The organism is Rhodoferax antarcticus ANT.BR (genome assembly GCF_001938565.1).
GTDB classification, from domain to species: Bacteria; Pseudomonadota; Gammaproteobacteria; order Burkholderiales; family Burkholderiaceae_C; genus Rhodoferax; species Rhodoferax antarcticus.
This window is the reverse complement of the sequence record NZ_MSYM01000002.1, coordinates 1-23,574: the sequence shown is the minus strand read 5'-3', so window position 1 is coordinate 23,574 and position 23,574 is coordinate 1. Positions and strand designations below refer to the sequence as shown.

The 23,574-nt window shown below is 60.1% G+C and carries 19 protein-coding genes; 10 read left to right on the top strand and 9 right to left on the bottom strand.

Annotated elements, in window-relative coordinates:
* Positions 1-110: 110 nt before the first annotated feature.
* From BLL52_RS01455 to BLL52_RS01440, 4 genes are all read right to left on the bottom strand, one after another.
* Positions 111-428 (bottom strand): PIN domain-containing protein, encoded by a 318-nt coding sequence (locus tag BLL52_RS01455; RefSeq protein WP_241838947.1) that lies wholly within the window; start codon positions 426-428, stop codon positions 111-113.
* Between the two features lie 69 nt (positions 429-497).
* Positions 498-692, bottom strand: coding sequence for a plasmid stability protein stbC (locus BLL52_RS01450; RefSeq protein ID WP_075584973.1), 195 nt, complete (start codon positions 690-692; stop codon positions 498-500).
* A complete protein-coding gene (locus tag BLL52_RS01445; protein WP_075584972.1) occupies positions 689-1,120 on the bottom strand; it encodes a PIN domain-containing protein in 432 nt (143 codons plus the stop codon). The genes BLL52_RS01450 and BLL52_RS01445 overlap by 4 nt, the downstream gene beginning before the upstream one ends.
* Positions 1,110-1,349, bottom strand: a complete 240-nt coding sequence (locus tag BLL52_RS01440; protein ID WP_075584971.1) for a type II toxin-antitoxin system Phd/YefM family antitoxin — start codon at positions 1,347-1,349, stop codon at positions 1,110-1,112. Before BLL52_RS01440 ends, BLL52_RS01445 begins: the two co-directional genes overlap by 11 nt.
* Positions 1,350-1,550: 201 nt before the next feature.
* Between BLL52_RS01440 and BLL52_RS01435 the strand changes: the two genes are divergently transcribed.
* Positions 1,551-8,009, top strand: coding sequence for an excinuclease ABC subunit UvrA (locus BLL52_RS01435; RefSeq protein ID WP_075584970.1), 6,459 nt, complete (start codon positions 1,551-1,553; stop codon positions 8,007-8,009).
* Here the strand turns inward: BLL52_RS01435 and BLL52_RS21670 are convergent.
* Both BLL52_RS21670 and BLL52_RS21175 read right to left on the bottom strand, forming a co-directional pair.
* On the bottom strand, positions 8,003-8,332 hold the full coding sequence (locus tag BLL52_RS21670) for a response regulator transcription factor family protein (RefSeq protein ID WP_075584969.1): 330 nt from the start codon (positions 8,330-8,332) through the stop codon (positions 8,003-8,005). The two genes, BLL52_RS01435 and BLL52_RS21670, sit on opposite strands and share 7 nt — an antisense overlap.
* 52 nt (positions 8,333-8,384) lie before the next feature.
* A complete protein-coding gene (locus BLL52_RS21175; RefSeq protein ID WP_241838948.1) occupies positions 8,385-8,534 on the bottom strand; it encodes a response regulator in 150 nt (49 codons plus the stop codon).
* 138 nt (positions 8,535-8,672) lie between these two features.
* Here BLL52_RS21175 and BLL52_RS01425 point away from each other — a divergent pair, with 138 nt between their 5' ends.
* On the top strand, positions 8,673-9,737 hold the full coding sequence (locus tag BLL52_RS01425) for a histone deacetylase family protein (RefSeq protein ID WP_075584976.1): 1,065 nt from the start codon (positions 8,673-8,675) through the stop codon (positions 9,735-9,737).
* Positions 9,738-9,786: 49 nt separating this feature from the next.
* On the opposite strand, the gene BLL52_RS01420 is transcribed toward BLL52_RS01425, so the two are convergent.
* The 3 genes from BLL52_RS01420 to BLL52_RS01410 all read right to left on the bottom strand — a co-directional run bounded on the left by BLL52_RS01420 (position 9,787) and on the right by BLL52_RS01410 (position 13,737).
* Entirely contained in the window at positions 9,787-11,562 is a 1,776-nt protein-coding gene (locus tag BLL52_RS01420; protein WP_241838945.1) for a putative nucleotidyltransferase substrate binding domain-containing protein, read from the bottom strand.
* A gap of 142 nt (positions 11,563-11,704) precedes the next feature.
* Complete coding sequence (locus BLL52_RS01415; RefSeq protein ID WP_075584968.1) at positions 11,705-13,423, bottom strand: cation acetate symporter; 1,719 nt, start codon at positions 13,421-13,423, stop codon at positions 11,705-11,707.
* Positions 13,424-13,428: 5 nt separating this feature from the next.
* Positions 13,429-13,737: a DUF485 domain-containing protein gene (locus BLL52_RS01410; RefSeq protein WP_075584967.1), complete on the bottom strand. Its 309-nt coding sequence runs from the start codon at positions 13,735-13,737 to the stop codon at positions 13,429-13,431.
* Positions 13,738-13,985: 248 nt separating this feature from the next.
* Here BLL52_RS01410 and BLL52_RS01405 point away from each other — a divergent pair, with 248 nt between their 5' ends.
* The 8 genes from BLL52_RS01405 to ltrA form a co-directional block, all read left to right on the top strand.
* Complete coding sequence (locus tag BLL52_RS01405; protein WP_075584966.1) at positions 13,986-14,246, top strand: DUF4212 domain-containing protein; 261 nt, start codon at positions 13,986-13,988, stop codon at positions 14,244-14,246.
* Between the two features lie 10 nt (positions 14,247-14,256).
* On the top strand, positions 14,257-16,062 hold the full coding sequence (locus BLL52_RS01400) for a sodium:solute symporter family protein (RefSeq protein WP_075584965.1): 1,806 nt from the start codon (positions 14,257-14,259) through the stop codon (positions 16,060-16,062).
* Positions 16,063-16,246: 184 nt separating this feature from the next.
* Positions 16,247-16,600: a hypothetical protein gene (locus tag BLL52_RS01395; protein ID WP_075584964.1), complete on the top strand. Its 354-nt coding sequence runs from the start codon at positions 16,247-16,249 to the stop codon at positions 16,598-16,600.
* Between the two features lie 7 nt (positions 16,601-16,607).
* A complete protein-coding gene (locus BLL52_RS01390; RefSeq protein WP_075584963.1) occupies positions 16,608-17,264 on the top strand; it encodes a hypothetical protein in 657 nt (218 codons plus the stop codon).
* 114 nt (positions 17,265-17,378) lie between these two features.
* A complete protein-coding gene (locus tag BLL52_RS01385) occupies positions 17,379-19,544 on the top strand; it encodes a 3'-5' exonuclease (protein ID WP_075584962.1) in 2,166 nt (721 codons plus the stop codon).
* A gap of 210 nt (positions 19,545-19,754) precedes the next feature.
* Entirely contained in the window at positions 19,755-21,230 is a 1,476-nt protein-coding gene (locus BLL52_RS01380) for a SulP family inorganic anion transporter (protein WP_075584961.1), read from the top strand.
* Between the two features lie 21 nt (positions 21,231-21,251).
* On the top strand, positions 21,252-22,115 hold the full coding sequence (locus tag BLL52_RS01375; protein ID WP_075584960.1) for a universal stress protein: 864 nt from the start codon (positions 21,252-21,254) through the stop codon (positions 22,113-22,115).
* 464 nt (positions 22,116-22,579) lie between these two features.
* Positions 22,580-23,574 (top strand): group II intron reverse transcriptase/maturase (gene ltrA / locus BLL52_RS01365; protein ID WP_075584974.1); only part of this gene is annotated, 995 nt, incomplete at its 3' end.

Sequence of the window (23,574 nt, the reverse complement as noted above, 5' to 3'; positions counted from 1 at the left end):
ACGTCACGCGTCGCAACCATGAGAATAAAAGGGGTCAGGTTCGGATTTCTACGGATTTCTACGGATTTCTATAAAAGCCCCCGCTTTGGCAACATGGCGGGGGTTTTGTTTTATGGATGTTTTTGGCCTCTAGCCCTTTTGAAATAAGCGTGAGCAGCTATCAAAATTGTGTGGTTGCCATGGGTCGTTACCGTTTTCTCCGTGTCCCAAGGGTTGACAACCTTCAGTCCCGCCGCCACAAAAGGACTGACGTCACGCGTCGCAACCATGAGGCTGTGCGCGGTGGCCGTGGCGGCGATATAGCCGTCTGCCTTTCCGATGGCCCTTGCGCTTGTCATCGCCCGCGCCATCAAGTCAGCATAGGCTTGAGAAGCGTCTAGATCGAAGGGCAGCACGCGCCCTGCAAACGTCGGCAAAACCTCTTGCATCAACCGATCCAGGTAGATCGTGCGGCGCAGCCCTCCACAACTCGGAAATGACGCTGGTGTCGATGTGGATCATTCAAACCTCATCGGATCGGTCGGGGTTTTGTCGCGGAGCTGGTTGAAATACGCTGCCTCGGCATCGGTCAGCCCTGCGGCTTCATGGGCGATGGATGCAAGCAAGGAACCGAGCTTGACCCGCTCTGGAGGTTGCGCCGCCGTTTCAAGACTGTCACGGATTTCAGCCTCCGTATGGCTGTGCATCGTCACGCTGGCGCAAACGGGTTGAACACCTGCACGCCCAGTGGCTTTTTCATGGCGCCTGCGTCTTCAGAATAAAGCGTTTTTACGCCGTGCTCGGCACAAACCGCAACGATCAGTGCGTCCCATACTTGGTACTGATGTGAGGTTGCCAGTGCCCAAGCCTGCTGGTAAGCCGCTTCAGACACCGGCAATACCTTGGCCGCTTGCGCCCAAGTGCCCACAGTTTCCATAGCCAGTGCCAGCGGCATGGTTTTTTTACGCAAAACGACTGCCAGATACTCGCTGAGCACCTGCCCCGGCAAGCATCCCAGCGGGCTGGTAAACAGCTGCTGCAACAGATCGTGAGCGATTTTTTGTTTGCTGGCCGGGGTATCTGGTGCGGTCGCGTAAACCAGAATATGGGTGTCTATGGCCCAAAGGACATTACTCTTCATAAGCGTCGCTACGCTCAAAAGCTTTGCCGTAAGGCGCGGTCATGCGAAAAGACAGCGCTTTGCTGACCAGCGCGGCGCGGTCTGTTTTGCTGAGCGCGGTGTCGGTCAGTTGGACCAGTTTAAGCACAGGTTTGCCATATCGCGTCACCGTGAGCTCTTCGCCAGCCGCCACGCGGGCAGCCACTGCTGAAAAATTGTGGATGACCTCACGGGATGTCACAGCGTTCATAAGAGCTCCTTGCCAAATTGTTAGACAAAAGTGAAAAAAAACTAAAAAGGGTGGGCTGGCAACCTAGCTCATAACCCCTGCCACCCACCAGCGATAGCCCCAGTGCACTGGCAGATCATCTGGCTGGCCTAAACTGTTTGCCCGCTGCACCAGCCTGTGCGCTGTAGTGCCTGCCTACCTCTAACTTCTGAAGCATCCAACATGACCCAGGGAACCATCCGCATTCGCGGCGCTCGCCAGCACAACCTCAAAAACCTGAACCTGGACATTCGCACGGGTGAGCTCACCGTGGTCACTGGGCCTAGCGGCTCGGGCAAGTCGAGCCTGGTGTTTGACACGCTGTTTGCCGAAGGCCAGCGGCGTTATGTGGAAACCTTCAGCGCGTATGCACGCCAGTTTCTGGACCGCATGGACAAGCCCGCGGTGGACAAGGTGGAGGGCGTGCCGCCTGCCATCGCCATCGACCAGACCAACCCGGTGCGCTCCAGCCGCTCCACCGTGGGCACGATGACCGAGCTCAACGACCACCTGAAACTGCTCTTCGCCCGCGCCGGGCAACTGTTTGATAGCGCCACGGCGCAGCCGGTGCGCCACGACACGCCAGAAACCATTTACGCCGAGCTGCTGCGCCGCACGGCAGCTTTCTCCGCCGGGCTGCCCGAAGGTGAAGCAGCCCGATGGGAGGGCCGCGAACCCGGCCCAGTGGGGAATGTGGCAACCACGGATCCACGCCTCGCTATCACCTTTCCCGTCGAACTGCCCGCCAGCACCACGCCTGAAGAGATCGAACAGTGGCTGTCGGTCAGCGGCTTTACCAAAGTGCAGGCCGAACGTGTTGTCGAATTGGGGTCGGATCCCGATTTGGGCCATCAAGCCAACGGCAAGCCAAAAAGTAGCTCCAAATCGGGCTCTGACCCCAATTCAGCGCGTGCTGAAAATAGCTCAACTCGCAAGGTGCTCGACGTCATTGCCGACCGCTTCCGCCTTAGCGCGGTGGAGCGCGCACGTGCGCTTGAAGCCATTGAAGTGGCCCTCAAGCACGGCAGTGGTCGCCTCAGCGTTTATGTGCTAAATCAGCCTCTAGCCCTTATGTATAAAGCGCTGGTAGCTACTGATGTAGTAGCTACTGAGCCGCCAGATATCTGGCGCTTTTCCACCGGCCTGCATTGCCCCGACAGCAACTTGCGCTACACCGACCCGACGGCGTCAATGTTTTCTTTCAACTCGGCGGTCGGCGCCTGTGACAGCTGCCGGGGTTTCGGCCGGGTCATCGGTGTGGACTACGGGCTGGTCATCCCCAATGAAAAGCTGACGCTGCGCGCCGGTGCCATCAAGCCGATGCAAACCCCGGCCTGGAAAGAGGCGCAGGACGATTTGATGCGCCACGCCGAGGCCGAAGGCATTCCGCGCGACACACCGTGGAACAAGCTCAACGCCGAGCAGCAGCATTGGGTGATCAACGGCAGCCCGCACTGGAAGGGCAAGTGGAATTTGCACTGGTTTGGCATCAAGCGTTTTTTTGAGTACCTGGAAAGCAAGGCGTACAAGATGCACATCCGGGTGCTGCTGTCCAAATACCGCAGCTACACCGAATGCCCAACCTGCGCCGGTGCGCGCCTGAAAACAGAGAGCCTGTTGTGGCGTATTGGCACCCAAGCGCAGGCAGACGACGTGCTGGCGCCTGCCAAGCGGTTTCTGCCCAGTGGCGTGAAATGGTCGCGCGCGCAGCTGGAGGCGCTGCCCGGCCTGTGCCTGCATGACCTGATGCTGTTGCCGATTGACCAGCTGCGCCGTTTTTTTGACGCCATGCAACTGGCCCAAGTCGGCGCGGGCAAGGCCACCGAGGCCAATGCCAAAACGCTCAAGCTGCTGCTCGAAGAAATCTGCACCCGCCTGCGTTACCTCAGCGAGGTGGGCATTGGCTACCTCACGCTGGACCGGCAAAGCCGCACGTTGAGTGGCGGCGAGGTGCAGCGCATCAACCTCACCACCGCGCTGGGCACCTCGCTGGTGAACACGTTGTTTGTGCTGGATGAACCCAGCATTGGCCTGCACCCGCGCGACATGCACCGCATCATCGTCGCCATGCAGCGTCTGCGCGATGCGGGTAACACGTTGGTGGTGGTGGAGCACGACCCGGCGGTGATGTTTGCCGCCGACCGCGTGATTGACATGGGTCCCGGCCCTGGCCAGCAGGGCGGGCAAATTGTGTTTGATGGCAGCACCGCTGATTTGCGCAACGCCGACACGCTGACCGGCGCTTACCTGGGTGGGCGCAAGCAGGTGGGCATGGGCTTCAAACGGCTGGTGGCGGCCAACACACCGCGCCTGATTCTGGAAGGCGCTTGTGACCACAACCTTAAAAACGTCAGCGTTGAGATTCCGCTGCAACGTCTGGTGTGCATCACCGGCGTCAGCGGCTCGGGCAAATCCACGCTGGTACAGGACACGCTGGCACCTGCGCTGCTGCGCCACTTTGGCAAAGCGTCTGAGGCGCCCGGTGCGTTTGCGCGGCTGCTGGGCGCCGAGCTCTTGAGCGACGTGGTGTTTGTGGACCAGTCGCCCATCGGCAAAACAGCTCGCTCCAACCCGGCGAGTTATGTGGGCGCGTGGGACGCCGTGCGCGAGATTTTTGCCACCGCACCTGTGTCAAAACAGCGCGGCTACACGGCCAGCAAATTCAGCTTCAACAGCGGCGATGGCCGTTGCCCCACCTGCGGCGGCTCGGGCTTTGAACATGTGGAGATGCAGTTTTTAAGCGACGTGTACCTGCGCTGCCCGGACTGCGACGGTAAACGCTACCGCCCGGAAATTCTCGAAATCACCATCGAGCGCGGTGAGCGTCACCTCAACGTGGCCGATGTGCTGGAGCTGACCGTCAGCGAGGCTGCTATTCTTTTTGCCTCTGACCGCGAGGTGATACGCGGGCTGCAGCCGATTTTGGATGTAGGACTGGACTACGTGAAGCTGGGCCAGCCGGTGCCCACGCTGAGCGGTGGTGAAGCCCAGCGGCTGAAACTGGCGGGTTTTCTGGCCGACGCTTCCAAGGGCAGTAGCGCCAGCCGCCAGGCGCTGGCACGCAAAGGTGTGCTTTTCATGTTTGACGAGCCCACCACCGGGCTGCATTTTGACGACATTGCCAAGCTGATGCGGGCGCTGCGCAAGTTGCAAGACGCTGGCCACAGCTTGCTGGTGATCGAGCACAACCTGGACGTGATTCGTGCGTCAGACTGGCTGATTGACCTGGGGCCTGAGGGCGGGGACGCGGGGGGCGAGGTGGTGGCGTTTGGCACGCCTGAGGAGGTGATGCTGCATGCCAGCTCACACACTGGGCAGGCGCTGCGCGACTATGCGGCGCAGATGGGTGTGGTGCATGTGGTTGCTGAGGCTCCTTTGGCTTATGCGTCCATGGGGCGCGCTGCTGCGGATGGGCTTGCGCCGGGCGCCTCATACGTCAGCTTCGCTGCCTCAAAATCGTTACCCGGCGCAAGCCCATCCGCAGCGGGGGTGGGTACACCGACGAACCCAAGCAATGGGGGCCGGATCCCGATTTCTGTAAAGAAATTGAGCTCTGACCCCCATTGCGTTGTTAATAGCGCTGAAGCATTCGTTGTCAATCCACTATCGAAGTCAGAGCTATCAGCGCATGTATCAAAAGGGCTAGAGGCCAATAACAGCATACAAATCATCAATGCCCGTGAGCACAACCTCAAGGGCCTGAGCGTCAACATTCCGCGCGGCGAATTCACCGTGGTGACCGGCGTCAGCGGCTCGGGCAAATCCACGCTCGCATTTGACATTTTGTTCAACGAAGGTCAGCGCCGCTACCTGGAAAGCCTGAACGCCTACGCTCGCAGCATCGTGCAGCCGGCAGGGCGGCCTGAGGTGGACGCGGTGTACGGCATTCCGCCTACGGTGGCGATCGAGCAGCGCTTGAGCCGGGGCGGGCGCAAGTCCACCGTGGGCACCACCACTGAGGTCTGGCACTATTTGCGGCTACTGTTTGTCAAGCTCGGCACCCAGCACTGTATTTACGACGGCACGCCGGTGGCGCCGCAAACGCCCGAGAGCATTGCCGCGCAGTTGATGAAAACTTTTCGCGGCCAGCACATTGGCCTGCTGGCGCCCCTGGTGATGAACCGCAAGGGCGTTTACACCGAGCTGGCCGAGTGGGCGCGCCCGCGTGGCTTCACACACTTGCGCGTGGACGGCAACTTTTTGCCCACCACCGCTTTCCCGCGGCTGGACCGCTTCAAGGAACACACCATTGAGCTGCCGGTGTTCAGCCTGGACATCACGCCTGCCAACGAGTCGCTTCTGCGCCAGGCGCTGGCCGACACCTTGCAACACGGCAAGGGGGTGCTGCATGTTTTGTCCGGGCTGGACGGCTTGTCGCAAGCCATGCAAACCGGCGCGCCCACGGCAGGCATTGGCAAACTAAGCGTGTTTTCCACCCTGCGTGCCTGCCCGGTGTGCAGCACCAGTTATGCCGAGTTGGACCCGCGTCTGTTCAGCTACAACAGCAAGCACGGCTGGTGCCCAGACTGCGTGGGAACCGGCGTCAAACTCACCCGCGAGCAGCGCAAGGTGTTTGACGACTCGGTGCGCGACGACTACACATCAGGCCGCGAGCAGACCTTTACCGAGGCTGATGTGGACGACTTGGTCAATGCCGTTTGCCCCAATTGCAACGGCACCCGCCTGAACGCGACTGCGCGGGCGGTGAAGTTTGGCGATGTCACCATCACCGAACTGGCCCGCCTGAGCGTGACCGACATGCGCCTGTGGGTTGAAGCCTTGCAAGTGCAGGGCCGCATGAGCCAGCGCGAAACCGACATTGCGCGCGACCTGGTGCCCGAGATTTTGGGCCGCCTCAAATTCCTGGAGCAGGTCGGCCTGGGCTACCTCACGCTGGACCGTGGCGCGCCCACTTTGAGCGGTGGTGAGGCGCAGCGCATCCGCCTGGCGGCGCAGCTTGGCAGCAATTTACAGGGCGTGTGCTATGTGCTTGACGAGCCCACCATTGGCCTGCACGCCCGCGACAACCAGATTTTGCTGGGCGCACTGCGCCACTTGAGCGACCAGGGCAACACCCTGGTGGTGGTGGAGCACGACGAAGACACCATTCGCGCGGCCTCCCACATCATCGACATCGGCCCGAGTGCTGGCAAGCGCGGTGGGCGGCTGGTGGCAGAGGGCTCGGTGGCAGACATTCAAAACGCAGCCGAGTCGCAGACCGGGCGTTATTTGCTTCATGCCATGCGGCATCCGGTGCAGGCGCGGCGGGTTGTGGCTAATACAGAATTTATAGCTACTAGCGCAATGGATACGAGGGCTAGAGGCCAATTTGATGATGTAACCGTTGAACACGCTGCGCTGGCGATGTCTGGCGATATCAGCCGGGCGATGCTTGTTGTGCAGCCGGACAGCACTTCGGGTGGCGCCGCCGCAGCGAAATTCGGGTCAGATGTCAAATTCGTTTTCGTTCCTGCGCCGAAAAAGAAGAAGGTCGCCAAGAAATTGGACTCTGACCCCAATTTCGCGGACCATGAGCCCCAACGCTGGATCACGGTACAAGGCGCGCGCCTGCACAACCTGGCCAACGTTACGGTTCAAGTCCCGCTCAAGCGTCTGGTCGCCGTCACCGGTGTCAGCGGCTCGGGCAAATCCACGCTGGCGCGTGATGTGATGCTGGCGAATGTGCAAACCGCAGTGCAAAAGCGCAGCACCAAAGCCGGCCGCGACGCGCTGGCCGTAGGCGAGGTCATCGCCTGGACCGGTTGCGACAGCGTCACCGGTTTTGAGGCGGTGGACCGCGTGCTGGAGGTGGACCAAACCCCCATTGGCAAAACGCCGCGCAGCTGCCCGGCCACTTACATCGGCTTCTGGGACACCATCCGCAAACTCTTTGCCGACACGCTGGAAGCCAAAGCGCGCGGCTACGGGCCTGCCCGCTTCAGCTTCAACACCGCTGGAGCAGGAGGCGCCGCCGCAAGCGGTGGCGCGGGCCGCTGCCCCAGTTGTGAAGGCCAGGGCATCCGCACCATTGGCATGAGTTTTTTGCCCGACGTAAAAGTGCTGTGTGAAACCTGCAAGGGCGCGCGCTTCAACCCCGAAACCCAAGCTGTCACCTGGCGCGGCAAAAACATTGGCGACGTGCTGCAGATGGAGGTGGACGAGGCTACTGCCTTCTTCGCCGCCATGCCGGTCATCGCGCACCCGTTGCAACTGCTCAAAGACGTGGGCCTGGGCTACCTGACGCTGGGCCAGCCGTCGCCCACACTATCGGGCGGCGAGGCGCAACGTATCAAACTGGTGACCGAACTCAGCAAGGTGCGCGATGACATCACCCGCCGCGGCCAAAAGCCGCCGCACACCCTGTATGTGCTGGACGAGCCCACCGTGGGCCTGCACATGGCGGACGTGGAAAAGCTCATCAAGGTGCTGCACCGCCTGGTGGACGGCGGCCATAGTGTGGTGGTGATCGAGCACGATCTGGATGTGATCGCCGAAGCCGACTGGGTGATTGACCTGGGGCCGGACGGCGGTAACGCGGGTGGGCGGGTGGTGGCAGCGGCCACGCCGGAAGGTGTGGTCAAGCTGGGGACGCACACGGGTGTGGCACTGGCGGGGGTGCTGGCGCGGGGGGTGGCTCAGTGACACACGTTGATTCGGCGCGTCCTTAACGGCGACGTGGCATAGGCAATATCACACCCGGTGGCGTCGGCGTTGGGGGTCGGGTTTCGCGCGGGGCGTTGCATCAACGCCTCCAGCACCGAAAATTCGCGCGCGCACAAAAGCACGGGCTCGCTTGCCTGCGTGACTTGGTGCGTGGCCGGACCCAACTGAACGCCACCATGCTGCAGCACCGGCTGCGCCTGGGCGCTGTGGCGGCGTATCACCGCGCGGATGCGTGCTGAGAGCTCGCTGACCTCAAAGGGTTTAACCAGGTAGTCGTCTGCGCCACTGTCCAGCCCGTCCACCCGTGCCTGAGCGGCGTCGCGCTCGGGCAGGCTCAGGTCCAGCAGGATCAGGTCAAAGTGTTCGCAAGCGCAAGCGCAAGCGCAAGACGGCTCGGGCAGAGGCCAAGTCGCGCACCCAGTCCACCGCGTGGCCTTGCGCCTGCAACACCGCACGCAGGCTGCTGCCAATCCTGCGGTCGTCTTCTAACAGTAAAAGTCTCATGCGTTCAGTACCCCGTGGATGCCCCGAGCATTTTGCACGAGCGGCGGCTCTGGCGGCGGCCGGGCCAGTGCGCACTCCGGCAAAATGCTGGGCATGCCCCAGCCTGCGCTGGGTGCGAACCAACCAAAAGGCTTTGCCATGTTGACCTATTACAACCACCTCCACAGCGATCACGAGGGCAAAGTGGAGATGTTTCGCGGTGCCCTGGTGCCGTGTTTTGAAGTGCCCGCGCGGGTAGACCGGGTGCTGGCAGAGCTCAAAAAACGCAAGCTCGGCACCGTTTTGCCGCCCAACCCGTTTGATGACAGTGCCCTGCTAGGCGTGCACAGCCAGCGTTACCTGGACTTTTTACGTGGCGCTTGGGACGACTGGGTGGCGCTGGACCCGGCCAATGCGAAGCGTGATGCCTTACCTTCGGTGTGGCCGGTGCGCACCCTGCGCTCAGACGTGTTGCCGGACAACTTTGCCGCGCGCATGGGGTTGTTTTCGATGGACGCGGGCTCGCCGCTGACCGATGGCACTTGGGACGCTGCGCGTGCCGGGGCCGACTGTGCGCTGAGTGCCGCGCTGGCGGTGGCCGGTGGCAAGCGCGCGGCATTTGCCCTGACGCGCCCGCCCGGCCACCACGCCGGGGCAGACTTTTTTGGCGGCTACTGTTTTCTGAACAACGCCGCCCTGGCGGCGCAGGCCTTGCGCGAGCAGGGCTTGGAGCGGGTGGCTATTCTGGACATTGACTACCACCACGGCAACGGCACGCAGGCCATCTTTTATGAGCGCGCGGATGTGTTCTACACCAGCATCCACGGCGACCCGAGCACTGAATTTCCGTTTTACCTGGGCTACGCCGATGAGCTGGGTGCGGGTGCCGGGCTGGGCTTCAACCGCAACTGGCCACTGCCGCGCGGCAGCGGGTTTGAAGTCTGGCACGCCACCTTGCAGCAAGCCTTGCAGGGCATTGCCGAATTTGATGCGCAAGCGCTGGTGGTGTCGCTGGGGTTGGACACCTTTGTGGGCGACCCCATTGCCGGTTTCACGCTGCAGACGCGAGACTTCCTGCAGGTAGGCGCGGACCTGGCCAGAGCCGGACTGCCCACGGTGTTTGTGTTTGAAGGCGGCTATGCGGTGGCGGATGTGGGCGTTAACGCGGTGAATGTGTTGCAGGGGTTTGATCAACAAGCGGTTGTCAATAAAGAGAGCGCTTAACCCTTATAAGATAAGGGCTAGAGGTTATTTTTTCTTACAACCGTAAGACTTACGGTAAGCGGTAACGCAGTTTGATGTGCAGCTTGAACTGGCGAATGATGGCCAGCGCGTCTTTCAGTTGGTCGCGGTCGAGGGTGCCCAGACTGCTGAGTTGCACTAGGTTGCTCAGGGGTTCACCCAGGGAGCGCTGGCGCAGGTTGTTGCGCAGTTTCAGCCCCATGAGCATGTGCAGGGTTTCCACCAGATCACGCGCCAAGGGCGCGGGCAGAAACTGCAGCTGCGCCAGGGCTTTGAGCCGGTCAGCCGTGCCCAGGGCATCAAGCTTGTGTTCCAGTGCCATCACGCGCGCACCGTGGACGATGGGGAAGGTGCCGATCTTTTTCAGATCAAAGGTGTCAGCGTCCTTGACCTGCAGACTGCTCAGGCGCCCCCAAAAACCGGTGGCGGGTTCGGTGAACTGGTCAACGGCGCTGGCCATGCGGGCCAGAAAGCTGTCGCTGCCACGCACCAGTTGCACGGTGTAGCTGCGCGCCTGCTCCAGCAGACTGGCGTCTCCCGCCAGCGCCCGGGCGTCCAGGAAGATGGCCAGATTCATCTTGCCCTCGGGGTCGCCACCATACAGCCATTGCCCCACGCTGCTGCGAAACTCCGCCAGATGTTGCCGCCAGATCGGGTTGGTCACCATGATGTTGCCGGGGCAGGGCGGGTAGCCAAAGGTCAGCAGCGCGGCGCTGAACTGCTCGGTAATCTGCACCAGGCTGGGGTGGTGGTAGCCATCCTGAATGAGCAGGGCGTTATCTTGGTCAGTTTTCAGAATCTGCTCGCTGCGGCCCTCGCTGCCCATCACCAGCAGGCAGCTGCGCTGCACCAGTTCGGGCGGCGCCAGCAGCGACCACAGTTTGGCAAAAATCTGGCCGTTGAGTTCACTCACCAGCCGGGAGATCACTTCGACGCGCATGCCACCGCGTTGCAGCGCCTTTACCGAATCGTCCACCGCCAGCGCGGCGCGGCGCAGGTCTTCAACGGTGTGTGCTTGCTCCACTTGCAAGGTGATCAGGTGCGAGTGGTTGGACATGAAGCTCATCAGGTCCAGCTGGCTCAGAACGCCCAGGATCTGTTCGCCATCCTGCACCAGCACGCGGTGCACGCGGTGGCGCAGCATGATCAGCAGCGCGTCAAAAAGTTCTGCGTCTGCGGGTAAAGATATCAGGTCAAATCGGGCTACAGCCCTTACCGGTAAAGCGCTGGGTGCTATCGAATTTAAAAGTGCGTCGCGTAAATCGGTGGTGGTGAACATGCCGATGCGCTGCGGCACCGCTTGCGTGTCGCGCACCAGCGTGTGGGTGGCCTTGTGGTCTGCCAGAAAGCGGCAGACGGACACCACGTCCATGTCCGCGTCCACAAACAAGGGTTTTTGCAGGTAGGCATCTTTCACCCGCACCAGCATCAGTGACATCATTTCCCGGTCGTGGTCGGCCTGCGTGTCGCTGGCCAAATCACCTGAAATGTCCGCGAACACCAGGCCGGCAAACCGGGTGTTGTCGGCCAAAAAGACCAGCAGCAGATCGCGCGGCAGTTCCCAGGCGTTCACTGCGTCGAGCGCGGTGCAACTGGCGTGGTTGCGCCCGGTCAACACGGCGCGCCAGCCGGTGGTTTCACCTGCCTCCAGTACGTGCACATGGCCCTCTTCCTCGCGCTGGACATGGCCAGTGTGGACCAGCCAGAGCTGGGATGCCGCACCAGCGCCCGCACCCAGTGGTTCACCTGCGCTGTGTTCGACGAGTTTGGCAGCGTCCTGCAGCCGCGCCTGCTCGGTCGAACTCAAGGCGTGAAAAGGAGCAGTCTGAAAGGGAAATAGTTGCGACACGGTGACACCTGCAAGCAAGAAAAAAGGACTGAAAGCCAGGTGGCTTGCAGTCCTGTTGGATTATCACCAGGGCAAGCCCTGATGAAGCTGACAGCACGGCTTAGTGGCCGGATGCGCCAGAGGCGCCAATGCCGGTTTCCGAGCGCACTTGCTGCGCCAGGAAGCCATCACGGTCTTTCTTGGCACGGGCACTCTTGTCCATCACCGAGAACAACCAGATGCCCACAAAACCAATGGTCATGGAGAACAACGCGGGTGAGGTGTACGGGAACAGTGCCGAGCCCTTGGGGTTACCCAGCGTAGCTTCCCACACCGAAGGCGACACCACGGTCAAAGCCACGGAGGAGATCAGGCCCAAAAAGCCACCAATCACCGCGCCGCGGGTGGTGCAGTCTTTCCATAGCACGCTCATGAACAGCACCGGGAAGTTAGCCGATGCGGCGATCGCGAAGGCCAACGACACCATGAAGGCGATGTTTTGCTTCTCGAACAGAATGCCCAGCGTGACCGCCAAAATGCCCAGGCCGATGGTGGTGATGCGGGAGATACGCAGTTCGTCGGCGCTGTTGGCCTTGCCCTTTTTGATCACCGTGGAGTAGATGTCATGAGACACCGCCGACGCGCCGGAGAGCGTCAGCCCAGCCACCACCGCCAGAATGGTCGCAAACGCCACTGCCGAGATGAAGCCCAGGAAAACGTTGCCACCCACCGCGTTGGCCAAATGAACCGCCGCCATGTTGTTGCCACCAATCAGACCACCATTGGGGTCCAGGAAGGTGGGGTTGGTCAGCACATAGGTGATGGCACCAAAGCCGATGATGAAGGTCAGCAGGTAGAAGTAACCGATCCAGCCGGTCGCCCACATCACCGATTTACGCGCTTCTTTGGCGCTTGGCACGGTGAAGAAGCGCATCAGGATGTGCGGCAAACCAGCGGTACCAAACATCAGCGCCATGCCGAAGCTGATGGCCGAAATCGGGTCTTTCACAAAATTACCCGGGCCCATGATGGACTGACCGGCTGCAGCAGCAACTTCAGCAATCTTGCCATCTTTTAAGGCCAGGTCGGTCTTGATCTGCACCGCAGAGGCGAACATTGCTTCCGGACTGAAGCCAAATTTCCATAGCACTGACAGCGCCATAAAACTGGCACCGCCTAGCAGCAGGCAGGCTTTGATGATTTGCACCCAGGTGGTAGCGGTCATGCCGCCAAACAGCACGTAAACCATCATCAACGCGCCCACAATGATCACGGCGATGTAGTACTCCAGACCAAACAGCAGTTTGATCAGCTGACCTGCACCCACCATTTGGGCGATCAGGTAGAAGGCAACCACAACCAGCGTGCCAGATGCCGCAAAAATGCGGATCGGCGTTTGCTCGAAGCGGAAAGCGGCCACGTCGGCAAAAGTGAATTTGCCCAGGTTACGCAGACGCTCGGCCATCAGGAAGGTGATGATTGGCCAACCCACCAGGAAGCCGATGGAGTAGATCAGGCCGTCAAAACCGCTGGCCATCACCGCTGCGGAAATACCCAGGAAGGACGCGGCCGACATGTAGTCGCCAGCAATCGCCAAGCCGTTTTGGAAACCGGTGATACCACCACCAGCGGTGTAGAAGTCAGCTGCGGATTTGGTTTTGGAGGCAGCCCATTTGGTCACAAACAGTGTGAAGACCACAAAGGCCCCAAACATGCCGATGGCCACCCAGTTGGTGGGTTGTTTCTCGGCCTGGCCCAAGTCGGCACCCGCGCCCCACGCGAAGGCTGATACGCCAAACAGCGCCAGCAGCGTCACGATTTGTCGGGTGGTGTCTTTCATGTGCCTCATTTCAGAACCGCCTTTGTAATTTCTGCGGTCAGATCGTCGTATTCGTTGTTGGCACGACGGACGTAAATGGCGGTGATGATGACGGTGAACACGATCACGCCAAAGCCAATCGGAATACCAATGGTGGTCACACCACTGCCAATTCTTTGGGCCAGAAATGATTTATCAAACGCGATCAGGGCAATGAAACCGTAGTAAACAATCATCATGGCCCATGTCAGCGTCCAGCCAAAGCTTGATCGCTTGGCCTTGAGCTCCTGGTATTTGGGGTGGCTGACCACCCGCTGAATCAAATCGTCTTGCATGTAGTTATCTCCTTATAAACATGACCTGGGTAGGCTAGGGGCAGCTACTTACCGATAGCTGACCGGTGCCCTTAATCTGAAAAAAGCATGTCAGTGTTTACCCTAGACTGTTGAGTTTTAAAGAGTTTTCGTCAGAAAACTGTCAGCAATAGCCCCGATATTCAGTTCCGCAAAAGCTCGAAAGCGCATTGGGCAATGTAAGTGTGCGGACTCGCTGCCGTGCAAAATAAATCAATTGAGGAGACTTCATGAAGCACGACTACGACAGTGGTGCCTACTGGAAGGAAACGCTGAAACTACTGAGGAATGTGCTGATCCTCTGGTTTTTGGTGTCCTTCGCGGCAGGTATTATTTTTGTTGAATTTTTAAACCAGTTCCACTTGGGTGGTTACCCGCTGGGTTTCTGGTTTGCGCAGCAGGGCTCCATCTACTTTTTTGTGATTCAGATTTTTTACTACGCCTGGCGTATGAACAATCTGGACATCAAGTTTGACGTTCAAGAAGACTGAGGACAAAAATATGGATCTTCAAACGACAATTTATTTGATGGTGGGCTTGAGCTTTTCGCTCTACATCGGTATTGCCATCTGGGCACGTGCTGGCTCCACCAGTGAGTTTTATTCTGCGGGCGGCTCGGTGCACCCGGTTATGAATGGTATGGCGACCGGTGCCGACTGGATGTCGGCAGCCTCCTTTATCTCTATGGCGGGCCTGATTGCCAACATGGGCTACGGCGGCGGTTTGTTTTTGATGGGCTGGACTGGCGGCTATGTGCTGCTGGCCATGCTGCTGGCACCTTACCTGCGCAAGTTCGGCAAATTTACCGTGCCGCAGTTCATTGGTGACCGCTTCTACTCCAAAGGTGCTGCGATCGTTGCCGTGATCTGCCTACTGACTGCTTCTTTAACCTACATCATTGGTCAGATGACGGGTGTGGGCGTGGCGTTTTCGCGCTTTCTGGGGGTGTCGAGCGAAGTGGGTATTTACGTTGGTATGGGCATCGTGTTCTTGTACGCGGTGTTTGGCGGCATGAAGGGCATCACCTACACCCAGGTGGCGCAGTACGTGGTGCTGATTCTGGCCTACACGGTTCCGGCAGTGTTCATTTCGTTGCAACTGACAGATACGTTCCTGCCACAAATTGGTCTGGGCGGTACTTACAGCGGCACCGATATGTCGTTGCTGGCCAAGCTTGACTCGGTCGTCATTGATCTGGGCTTTGGCAAGTACACCACCACCACGGCTGGCAGCCCGCTCAACATGTTCATGTACACCCTGTCGCTGATGATCGGAACGGCGGGCCTGCCCCACGTGATCATGCGATTCTTCACCGTTCCCACGGTGAAAGATGCGCGCTCTTCAGCCGGTTGGGCGCTGGTGTTTATTGCCATTTTGTACACCACGGCTCCGGCTGTGGCAGCCATGGCCAAGCTGAACCTGCACTCCACCGTTAACACTGCTGTTGCCAAGGGTGGTGACCTGTATGCCCCTGAGGCCAGTATCGTGGCGGAAACGCGTCCTGACTGGATGAAGCGCTGGGAAAAGACCGGCTTGTTGAAGTTTGAAGACAAGAACGGCGATGGCCGCATTCAGTATTACAACGACAAGACCAAAGACGACGCTGCCAAAGCCAAGGCTGATGCTGCGGGCTGGAAGGGCAATGAGCTGACGGTCAACGCCGACATCATTGTGCTGGCCAACCCGGAGATTGCCTTGCTGCCCAACTGGGTGATTGGCCTGGTGGCTGCGGGTGGCTTGGCTGCGGCGCTGTCGACGGCTGCTGGTTTGCTGATGGCGATTTCTTCGGCGGTCTCGCATGACCTGATCAAGAACGTCTTCGTGCCCAGCATCTCTGAAAAGAAAGAATTGCTGGCGGGCAAGGTGGCGATGGCGGTGGCGATTGTGGTGGCGGGCTGGTTGGGCTTGAACCCGCCAGGCTTTGCAGCGGGTACGGTGGCGCTGGCCTTTGGTATTGCGGCATCGTCGCTGTTCCCGGCCATCATGATGGGCATCTTCTCCAAGAAGATGAACAAGGAAGGAGCCATGGCCGGTATGTTGTCTGGCTTGGCTGTGACGCTGTTCTATGTGTTTGCGCACAAGGGCATCTTCTTCATCAAGGGCACCGACTTTTTGCCATTGATTGGTGGGGCCAACCCGTTCTTTGGCATCACCCCTGAAGCCTTTGGTGCCGTGGGCGCGATGGTGAACTTTACGGTGGCTTTCATCGTCTTCAAGATGACCCCCGAGCCGCCAGAGCACATTCAGCATATGGTTGAGGCGGTGCGAATTCCGCGGGGCTCCAAGCTGGTGGGTGGCTCGCACTAAACGGCTCAATCCGGCTCGCTGTCAAGGCGGGCTGGGTTGACAAGAGGGACCCTGTTAGTCAAGCTGGCGGGGTCTTTTCTTCAGGCTTGACAGCAGCCTGCACTGGGGCACCAGAGGGTGGCCGTTTGCAGTGGGTTGCTGTCAGTTCTGCGGTCAGTCCTGTGTATTGTTCTGGAGTTTGGCAATGGTTTTTGACATCAGCGTTGCGCTGACCTGGATTTTGTTTCTGGCCCTGTTGCCCATCAGCTTTTTCTGGCTGCGCCGGGCCTGGCGCATTGTGGTGCAGCGTGACTTTTCTGAGGTGGCCGTCAAGCGCGGGGAGCCGCCGCCTGACGCTGCCACCTGGGCCCCGTACGAGATGGCCATCAATCTGGTGGCTGGCGGGGTCATTGCCTGCGTGATTGGCGCGGTGGTGCTGGGCGCCTGGGACTACAGCACCTGGAGCGCGGTAGCTGGCAGCACCATCTGGTGCAAGTTTTTTGCCAGCTTTGCCCTGAGCCGCCATGCCCACGCCAAGTGGGGCAAGGCCAAGATCTGAGCTTGCCATGGCTACCAAAAAAATCGACCGCAGGCTGCTGACGGCTATTGGCGTCATCGGCGCGGCGACCCTCGTCTGGCGGCTGCTGACGATTTTGCTGATCACCTCTGCCCTGGAGCCCGCGCAGCGCGCCTTGGTGCTTGACCGGCTGGCACCGTGCCTGGGCCTGATCGGCATGACCTGGGTGATGGGCCTGGTGGCGATTGCCGCCACGCTGCGCTGGCTGTTTCGCCGCTATGCCAGCGCCCCCGCGCGTCTGGTGGCGCAAACCCGGGTGCTGCTGGAGGCCACCCATGCGGCCCCGATGAACCACCAGGGCACCAAAGAAACCAAAGAACTGGCCGAGGTGGTGTACCAACTGGTCTGCCAACGCGACCAGTTGCGTAACGTAGTGAGTACCCAGGTGGCCCTGGCCAGCCAAGGTGTGCAGCAGGAAAAAGACCGCCTCGCCGCGCTGATGGCCGAGCTGACGCAAAGTGTGGTGGCGTGCAACCTGAACGGCCGTATCCCGCTGTACAGCAACCGCGCACGGCTGCAGTTCAAAGCCATGTCTGCATCACCGCCGCTGGCCGGCGGCGCCGAACTGGTGGGCATGGGTCGCTCGATCTACGCAGTGTTTGACCGGGCTCTGGTGGCCCACGCGCCGGAGGTCGGTTTGGTGTAAGCCGGGTTAGGCACTATTCGTCCAGTTCAAAAAACAGCGTGACCACGCACCCCGTCAGGAGCCTTGTCTGATGTCAGCCGTATTTTTAGCCGTTATGAACCCCAGGGTCTAAGCATGAAGATCAACCGCAAGCTGTATGTTTCACTGGCCTTGCTGGGCGGCGTGACCCTGGTGTGGATCGTGATGACCATCGGCTTGGTGCTGTTGACCCTGGCACCGCAACAGCGGGTGGTGGTCAGTGAGCTGTTGATGCCGCGGTTGATTCTGGTGGTGCTGACCTGGGTCTTCGGCCTGGGCCTCATGGCCGCCACCTTGCGCTGGCTGATTCAGCGTTATTCAACCGCACCGGCGCTTTTGCTGGAGCAGACGCGGACGTTACTGGCGTCTCCGAAGGCCTTGCCCATGAACCACCAGGGCACGAAGGAAACCAAAGAACTGGCTGATGTGGTGTACCAGCTGGCTTTCCAGAGAGACCAGTTGCGCGATGAAGTCAGTACCCAGGTGGCCCTGGCCAGTCAGGGTGTGCAGCAGGAAAAAGACCGCCTCGCCGCGCTGATGGCCGAGCTGACGCAAAGTGTGGTGGTGTGCAACCTGGACGGCCGTATCCTGCTGTACAACAACCGCGCACGGCTGCAGTTCAAAGCCATGTCTCAATCACCGTCACTGGCCGGCGGCGCCGAACTGGTGGGCATCGGTCGCTCCATTTACGCAGTGTTTGACCGGGCGCTGGTGGCGCACGCGCTGGACAGCATCCAGCAGCGCCTGTTGCGCGGAGCTGCCAACCCGTCGGCGCAGTTTGTCACCAGCACGGCCGCAGGCCAACTGCTGAAGGTGCAGATGGCGCCAGTGCGTACCAGCAACACCGACGACGCCAATAACGTACTCAATGGATTTGTGCTGATGCTGGAAAACGTCACCCGCGCGTTTGACGAAGAAAACCGCCGCGACCAGACGCTGCATGGCCTGACCCAGGGTTGCCGTGCCTCGCTGGCGGGTATGCGCAGCGCACTGGCCACCCTGGAGGCCTCAGAGATGACTGGCGAGCCGCGTACGCGCCAGCGCCAAGTGCTGCACGATGAAATGGCCAGCATGTCGCGGCGCATCACCGATCTGGACAAAGAGGCCATGCATGGCCTGAAAACTCGCTGGCCGATGGAGGACATGTTGGGCACGGATGTGCTGCTGGTCACGCAGCACCGCATTGAAAAATATTGCCAACGTGATGTGTCGCTGGAAATCCTCGACGACAGCATCTGGCTGCGGGTGGACAGCTACAGCCTGATTCAGGCGCTGGTGTATCTGGCTGCGCGGCTGGTGGATGAGTTTGACGTGAAGTTCCTGCGCCTGCGGCTGTTGTCTGAGGACGGTATTGCCAAGCTTGATCTGATCTGGACCGGCCAGGTGATGAGCACCGAAACCGTGATGACTTGGGAAATGGACAGCATGCAGATGGGCGCCGAGAGCAGCCCCTTGAGCGTGCGCGACGTGGTGGAGCGCCACAGTGGCGAGCTGAGTTTTGGCCGTGAGCGGGTGCGCCATGAGGCTTTTTACCGGTTTGCCCTGCCGCAAGTCAGCGTCCAGGACCAGCCAGACGCCGCCAGCCTGCTGCACAGCGACAGCCGCCCCGAATATTACGACTTTGATCTGTTTCAGACATCCGACCAGACCAGCGCGCTGGACGACCGGCCCCTGAGTGAGCTGATCTACACCGTGTTTGACACCGAAACCACCGGCCTGAACCCCTCTGAAGGTGATGAAATCATCCAGATTGGTGCCACCCGCTGCGTCAATGGCCGGCTGTTGCGCCAAGAGAGTTTTGAGCAACTGGTCAACCCCGGGCGCATCATTCCAGCAGCCACCATCACCATTCACGGCATCACCCAGGAAATGGTCAGCGGCAAGCCGCCCATTACCGCCGTGCTGCCCGCGTTTCATACCTTTGTTACTGACACGGTGCTGGTGGCACACAACGCCGCCTTTGACATGAAATTCTTGCAAATGCAGGAAAAAGCCACCGGGCTGAAGTTTGACAACCCGGTGCTCGACACGTTGCTGCTCTCGGCGGTGGTGCACCCGGCGCAAGAGTCGCACCGGCTGGAGGAGATTGCCGGGCGTTTCAACATCACCGTGCTGGGCCGCCACACCGCGCTGGGTGATGCGTTTGTCACCGCTGAGGTCTGGCTGCGGCTGATTCCGCTGCTGCAAGCCATGGGCATTCACACTTTGCGTCAGGCGCGTGAAGCGGCGCAAAAAACCTATTACGCGCGCTTGAAGTACTGAGCCGGGCGCTGCCTGCCAGCGGTTTGGGCGTCTTTTTGCAGCTCACCGGGAAAAAATCGGCCGCTCTGGGGTCGCCACTTGAGCAACCCAGCGCATCCTTTGACGCACGTCTTGCGCTATCAAAAAACCCTTTTTTAATAGCTATTCGCCCTTTATCCAAAAGGGCTAGAGCCTGTTTTTCCTTGTAAACCCGAACACCGCCAGTTGCCTATGAAATCCCTTCGCCAAGACTGGTTCTCGAATGTTCAAAACGACTTGCTGGCCGGGTTGGTGGTGGCGCTGGCGCTGATTCCTGAGGCCATCGCGTTTTCCATCATCGCCGGGGTGGACCCCAAAGTGGGGCTGTATGCCTCGTTTTGTATTGCGACGGTCAGCGCTTTTGCCGGCGGCCGCCCAGGCATGATTTCGGCGGCCACCGGGGCCATGGCGCTGGTGATGGTGACGCTGGTGAAAGACCACGGCTTGCAGTACCTGCTGGCGGCAACCTTGCTCACCGGCGCGCTGCAAATTGTGGCGGGCTGGGTCAAGCTGGGCTCGCTGATGCGGTTTGTGTCGCGCTCGGTGATTACCGGTTTTGTCAATGCGCTGGCCATTCTGATCTTTATGGCGCAGTTGCCGGAGCTGACCAACGTGGGCTGGCCGGTGTATGCCATGACCGCTGCCGGGCTGGGCATCATTTATTTGTTTCCGTACCTGACCCGAAGCATTCCCTCGCCTTTGGTCACCATCGTGGTGCTCACCGCGGTGGCGTTGTGGCTAGACCTGGATATTCGCACCGTGGGCGATATGGGCGAGTTGCCAGACAGCCTGCCGGTATTTTTACTGCCGCAGGTGCCTTGGACGTGGGAGACCTTGCAAATCATCTTGCCGGTTTCGGCCACGCTGGCTACGGTGGGGCTGCTGGAGTCGATGATGACCGCCTCGATCGTCGACGACCTGACCGACACCCCGAGCAACAAAAACCGCGAATGTGTCGGCCAGGGCTTGTCGAATCTGGCGTCGGGTTGCCTGGGCGGCATGGCCGGTTGCGCCATGATTGGCCAATCCGTTATCAACATCAAATCTGGCGGGCGCGGGCGCTTGTCGACGCTGACGGCGGGTGTGGTGCTGCTGCTGATGGTGGTGTTTGCCGGTGACTGGGTGGCGCGCATCCCGATGGCGGCGCTGGTAGCGGTCATGATCATGGTGTCGATTGGTACCTTCAACTGGGCCTCCATTCGCAACCTGCGCGAGCACCCGACAAGCTCCAGCGTGGTGATGCTGGCCACCGTGATTGTGGTGGTGTTCACGCACGACCTGGCCAAGGGTGTGCTGGCCGGGGTGCTGCTCTCGGGCTTTTTTTTCGCGCACAAGGTGGGGCAGATTCTGTATGTCAGCTCACGCACGCAGGACGATGGCCGGGTGCGCACCTACATAGTCGGTGGGCAAGTGTTTTTTGCCTCGGCGCAGCGTTTTGTGAACGCCTTTGACTACAAAGAGGTGATTGAGAAAGTCATCATCGACGTCAGTCGTGCCCACTTTTGGGACATCACCGCCGTTACCGCGTTGGACAAGGTGGTGCTCAAGTTCCGCCGCGAAGCCACCGAGGTGGACGTGGTGGGCCTGAACGAAGCCAGCGCGACCTTGGTGGATAAATTTGGGGTGCATGACAAAGACCGCGGCAACGACGTGCTTCTTGGCCATTGATCGCCCCCTTCGGAAAACACCATGACAACAGAAAACAAAGTACTCGCCTGCGTTGACCAGTCGCCCATGGCCGACGACGTGATTGCCTGCGCCGCCTGGGCTGCGGCCCGCCTAGACGCACCGCTGGAACTGCTGCATGTGATTGACCGGCACCCAGAGCAAGGCTCGGGCACAGACCACAGCGGCGCCATCGGCATGGATGCGCAGGCGCATCTCCTGGAGGTTTTGGCAGATGCCGATCGAGCCCGCACGCTGGCTGCGCGCGAGCAGGGCCGCCTGTTGCTCGCCCGTCTGCGCCAGCAAGCCCTGGTCGCTGGGGCACCAAGTGTGGACGTGCGCCAGCGCTACGGCGAATTGGGCGACACCCTGGCCGAGCAAGAGGCGGGTGTGCGCCTGCTGGTGCTGGGCCGATGTGGCGAGTCGGGCCAGGCCACGCAACGTGCCCTTGGCCAAAACGTGGAGCGGGTGGTGCGCACCCTGCACAAACCTATCCTGGCGGTGACCGAGGGTTTCAATCCACCCGAGCGTGTGTTGATTGCGTATGACGGCAGCGCCATCACTCGGCGGGGTGTCGAAATGATTGCCAGCAGCCCGTTGCTGGTCGGTCTGCCTTTGGTTTTGCTGATGTCGGGGCCGCAGAGCAAAGTCGCGCCCAAGCAACTGGCGTGGGCGCAAAGCCGCCTGGTATCTGCGGGTTTTGAGGTGCATGCGCAACTGCTCCCCGGTGAGCCCGAGCGCGTGATCGACCAAGCAGTGCAGCGCCTAGGCGTGGGGCTGCTGGTGATGGGCGCCTACAGCCACTCGCCGCTGCGCAGCTGGCTGATGGGTAGCAAAACCTCGGATTTGCTGCGCTCAGCCAAGGTTCCCACGCTGCTGCTGCGTTAGGCTGTTTTATAGGTCAAATCAGCCTCTAGCCCTTATGTATCATGCGCGAGCAGCTATTTATTGTGCGCCCAGCATGGGCGCATTCCTGCGGGTGAAAGTCCCGTCGTAAGTTGGTCATGACGAACGAAGTGAAGCGCAACTGCACAAGGGCGACCGAGTGTGGGAAGGAAGCGTGGAGCATAAATTGTGAGCCGATGGACAAGAACCGGATAGAAGGCGACATACAGCAGGGCGAGCAGGCAATTTTCTGCAAAGCCCTTATGACCAAAGTCTGTGTGGCGTAAATCCGGCGGTTGTGCAATGAAGGAATGCGTTCTTACCTGGGGAGATCTCGCCTCATGCCTGAAAGGGCGACAGTGCAAACTGGAGCGAGAAGTCAGCAGAGGCCGTAGTAGTCGTAGGCGAAACCCACAACGGGAGAAGACCGAAGGCGAAGGGCCAAACGAGAAGGAGTGTTAAAGGACATGTCGATGCCAAAGGTCATGCGTCAGATGCCCACGCAAGTGGGGCGGGAAGCCGTAGGGCGCGGTGAAACCGCGCTTGATGCTGCCAGCGACGAAACCTGCGACCCGCGACATGACACCCAAGACACGGGGTCAGCACTACTAAAAGACGCGCTGACAAAAGAGAACCTGCAAAGAGCGCTCAAACGCGTGCGGGCCAACAAAGGTGCTGCGGGTGTAGATGGGATGGACATCAAACAGACCGTCGAACACCTCAAGAGTGCCTGGCCCGGCATCAAAGCGCAGCTACTTGCAGGCACGTACCGCCCCGAAGCGGTACGCCGGGTGACGATACCCAAGCCCGATGGAGGCCAGCGCGAGCTGGGCATTCCGACGGTGACGGATCGGCTAATCCAGCAAGCACTGCTACAAGTATTGCAGCCGCTACTGGATGCCAACTTCAGTGAAAGCAGCTACGGATTTCGTCCCGGGCGCAGCGCCCACCAAGCGGTATTGGCCGCTGCGGGGCATGTGCAATCGGGCAAGCCCATCGTGGTGGATGTGGACTTGGAGAAATTCTTCGACCGGGTCAACCACGACATACTCATAGATCGCTTACAAAAACGCATCCCTGATGCTGGAGTCATCCGGCTGATCCGTGCGTATTTGAACAGCGGGATCATGAGCGAGGGCGTAGTGCAGGAGCGTCAACAGGGCACGCCGCAAGGCGGGCCATTGAGTCCGCTTCTGGCCAACGTCTTGCTTGATGAGGTAGACAAGGAACTGGAGCGCAGAGGCCACAGTTTTGCGCGCTACGCCGACGATTGCAACGTCTATGTTGGCAGTCTCAAGGCGGGCGAGCGGGTCATGGTCCTGTTGCAGCGACTGTATGCAAAACTCGGGCTCAAGGTCAATGAGACCAAAAGCGCGGTGGCTATTGTGTATGGGCGCAAGTTTCTGGGCTACAGCCTATGGGAGACGCGAAAGGGCGAAGTCCGGCGGCGGGTGGCGGATAT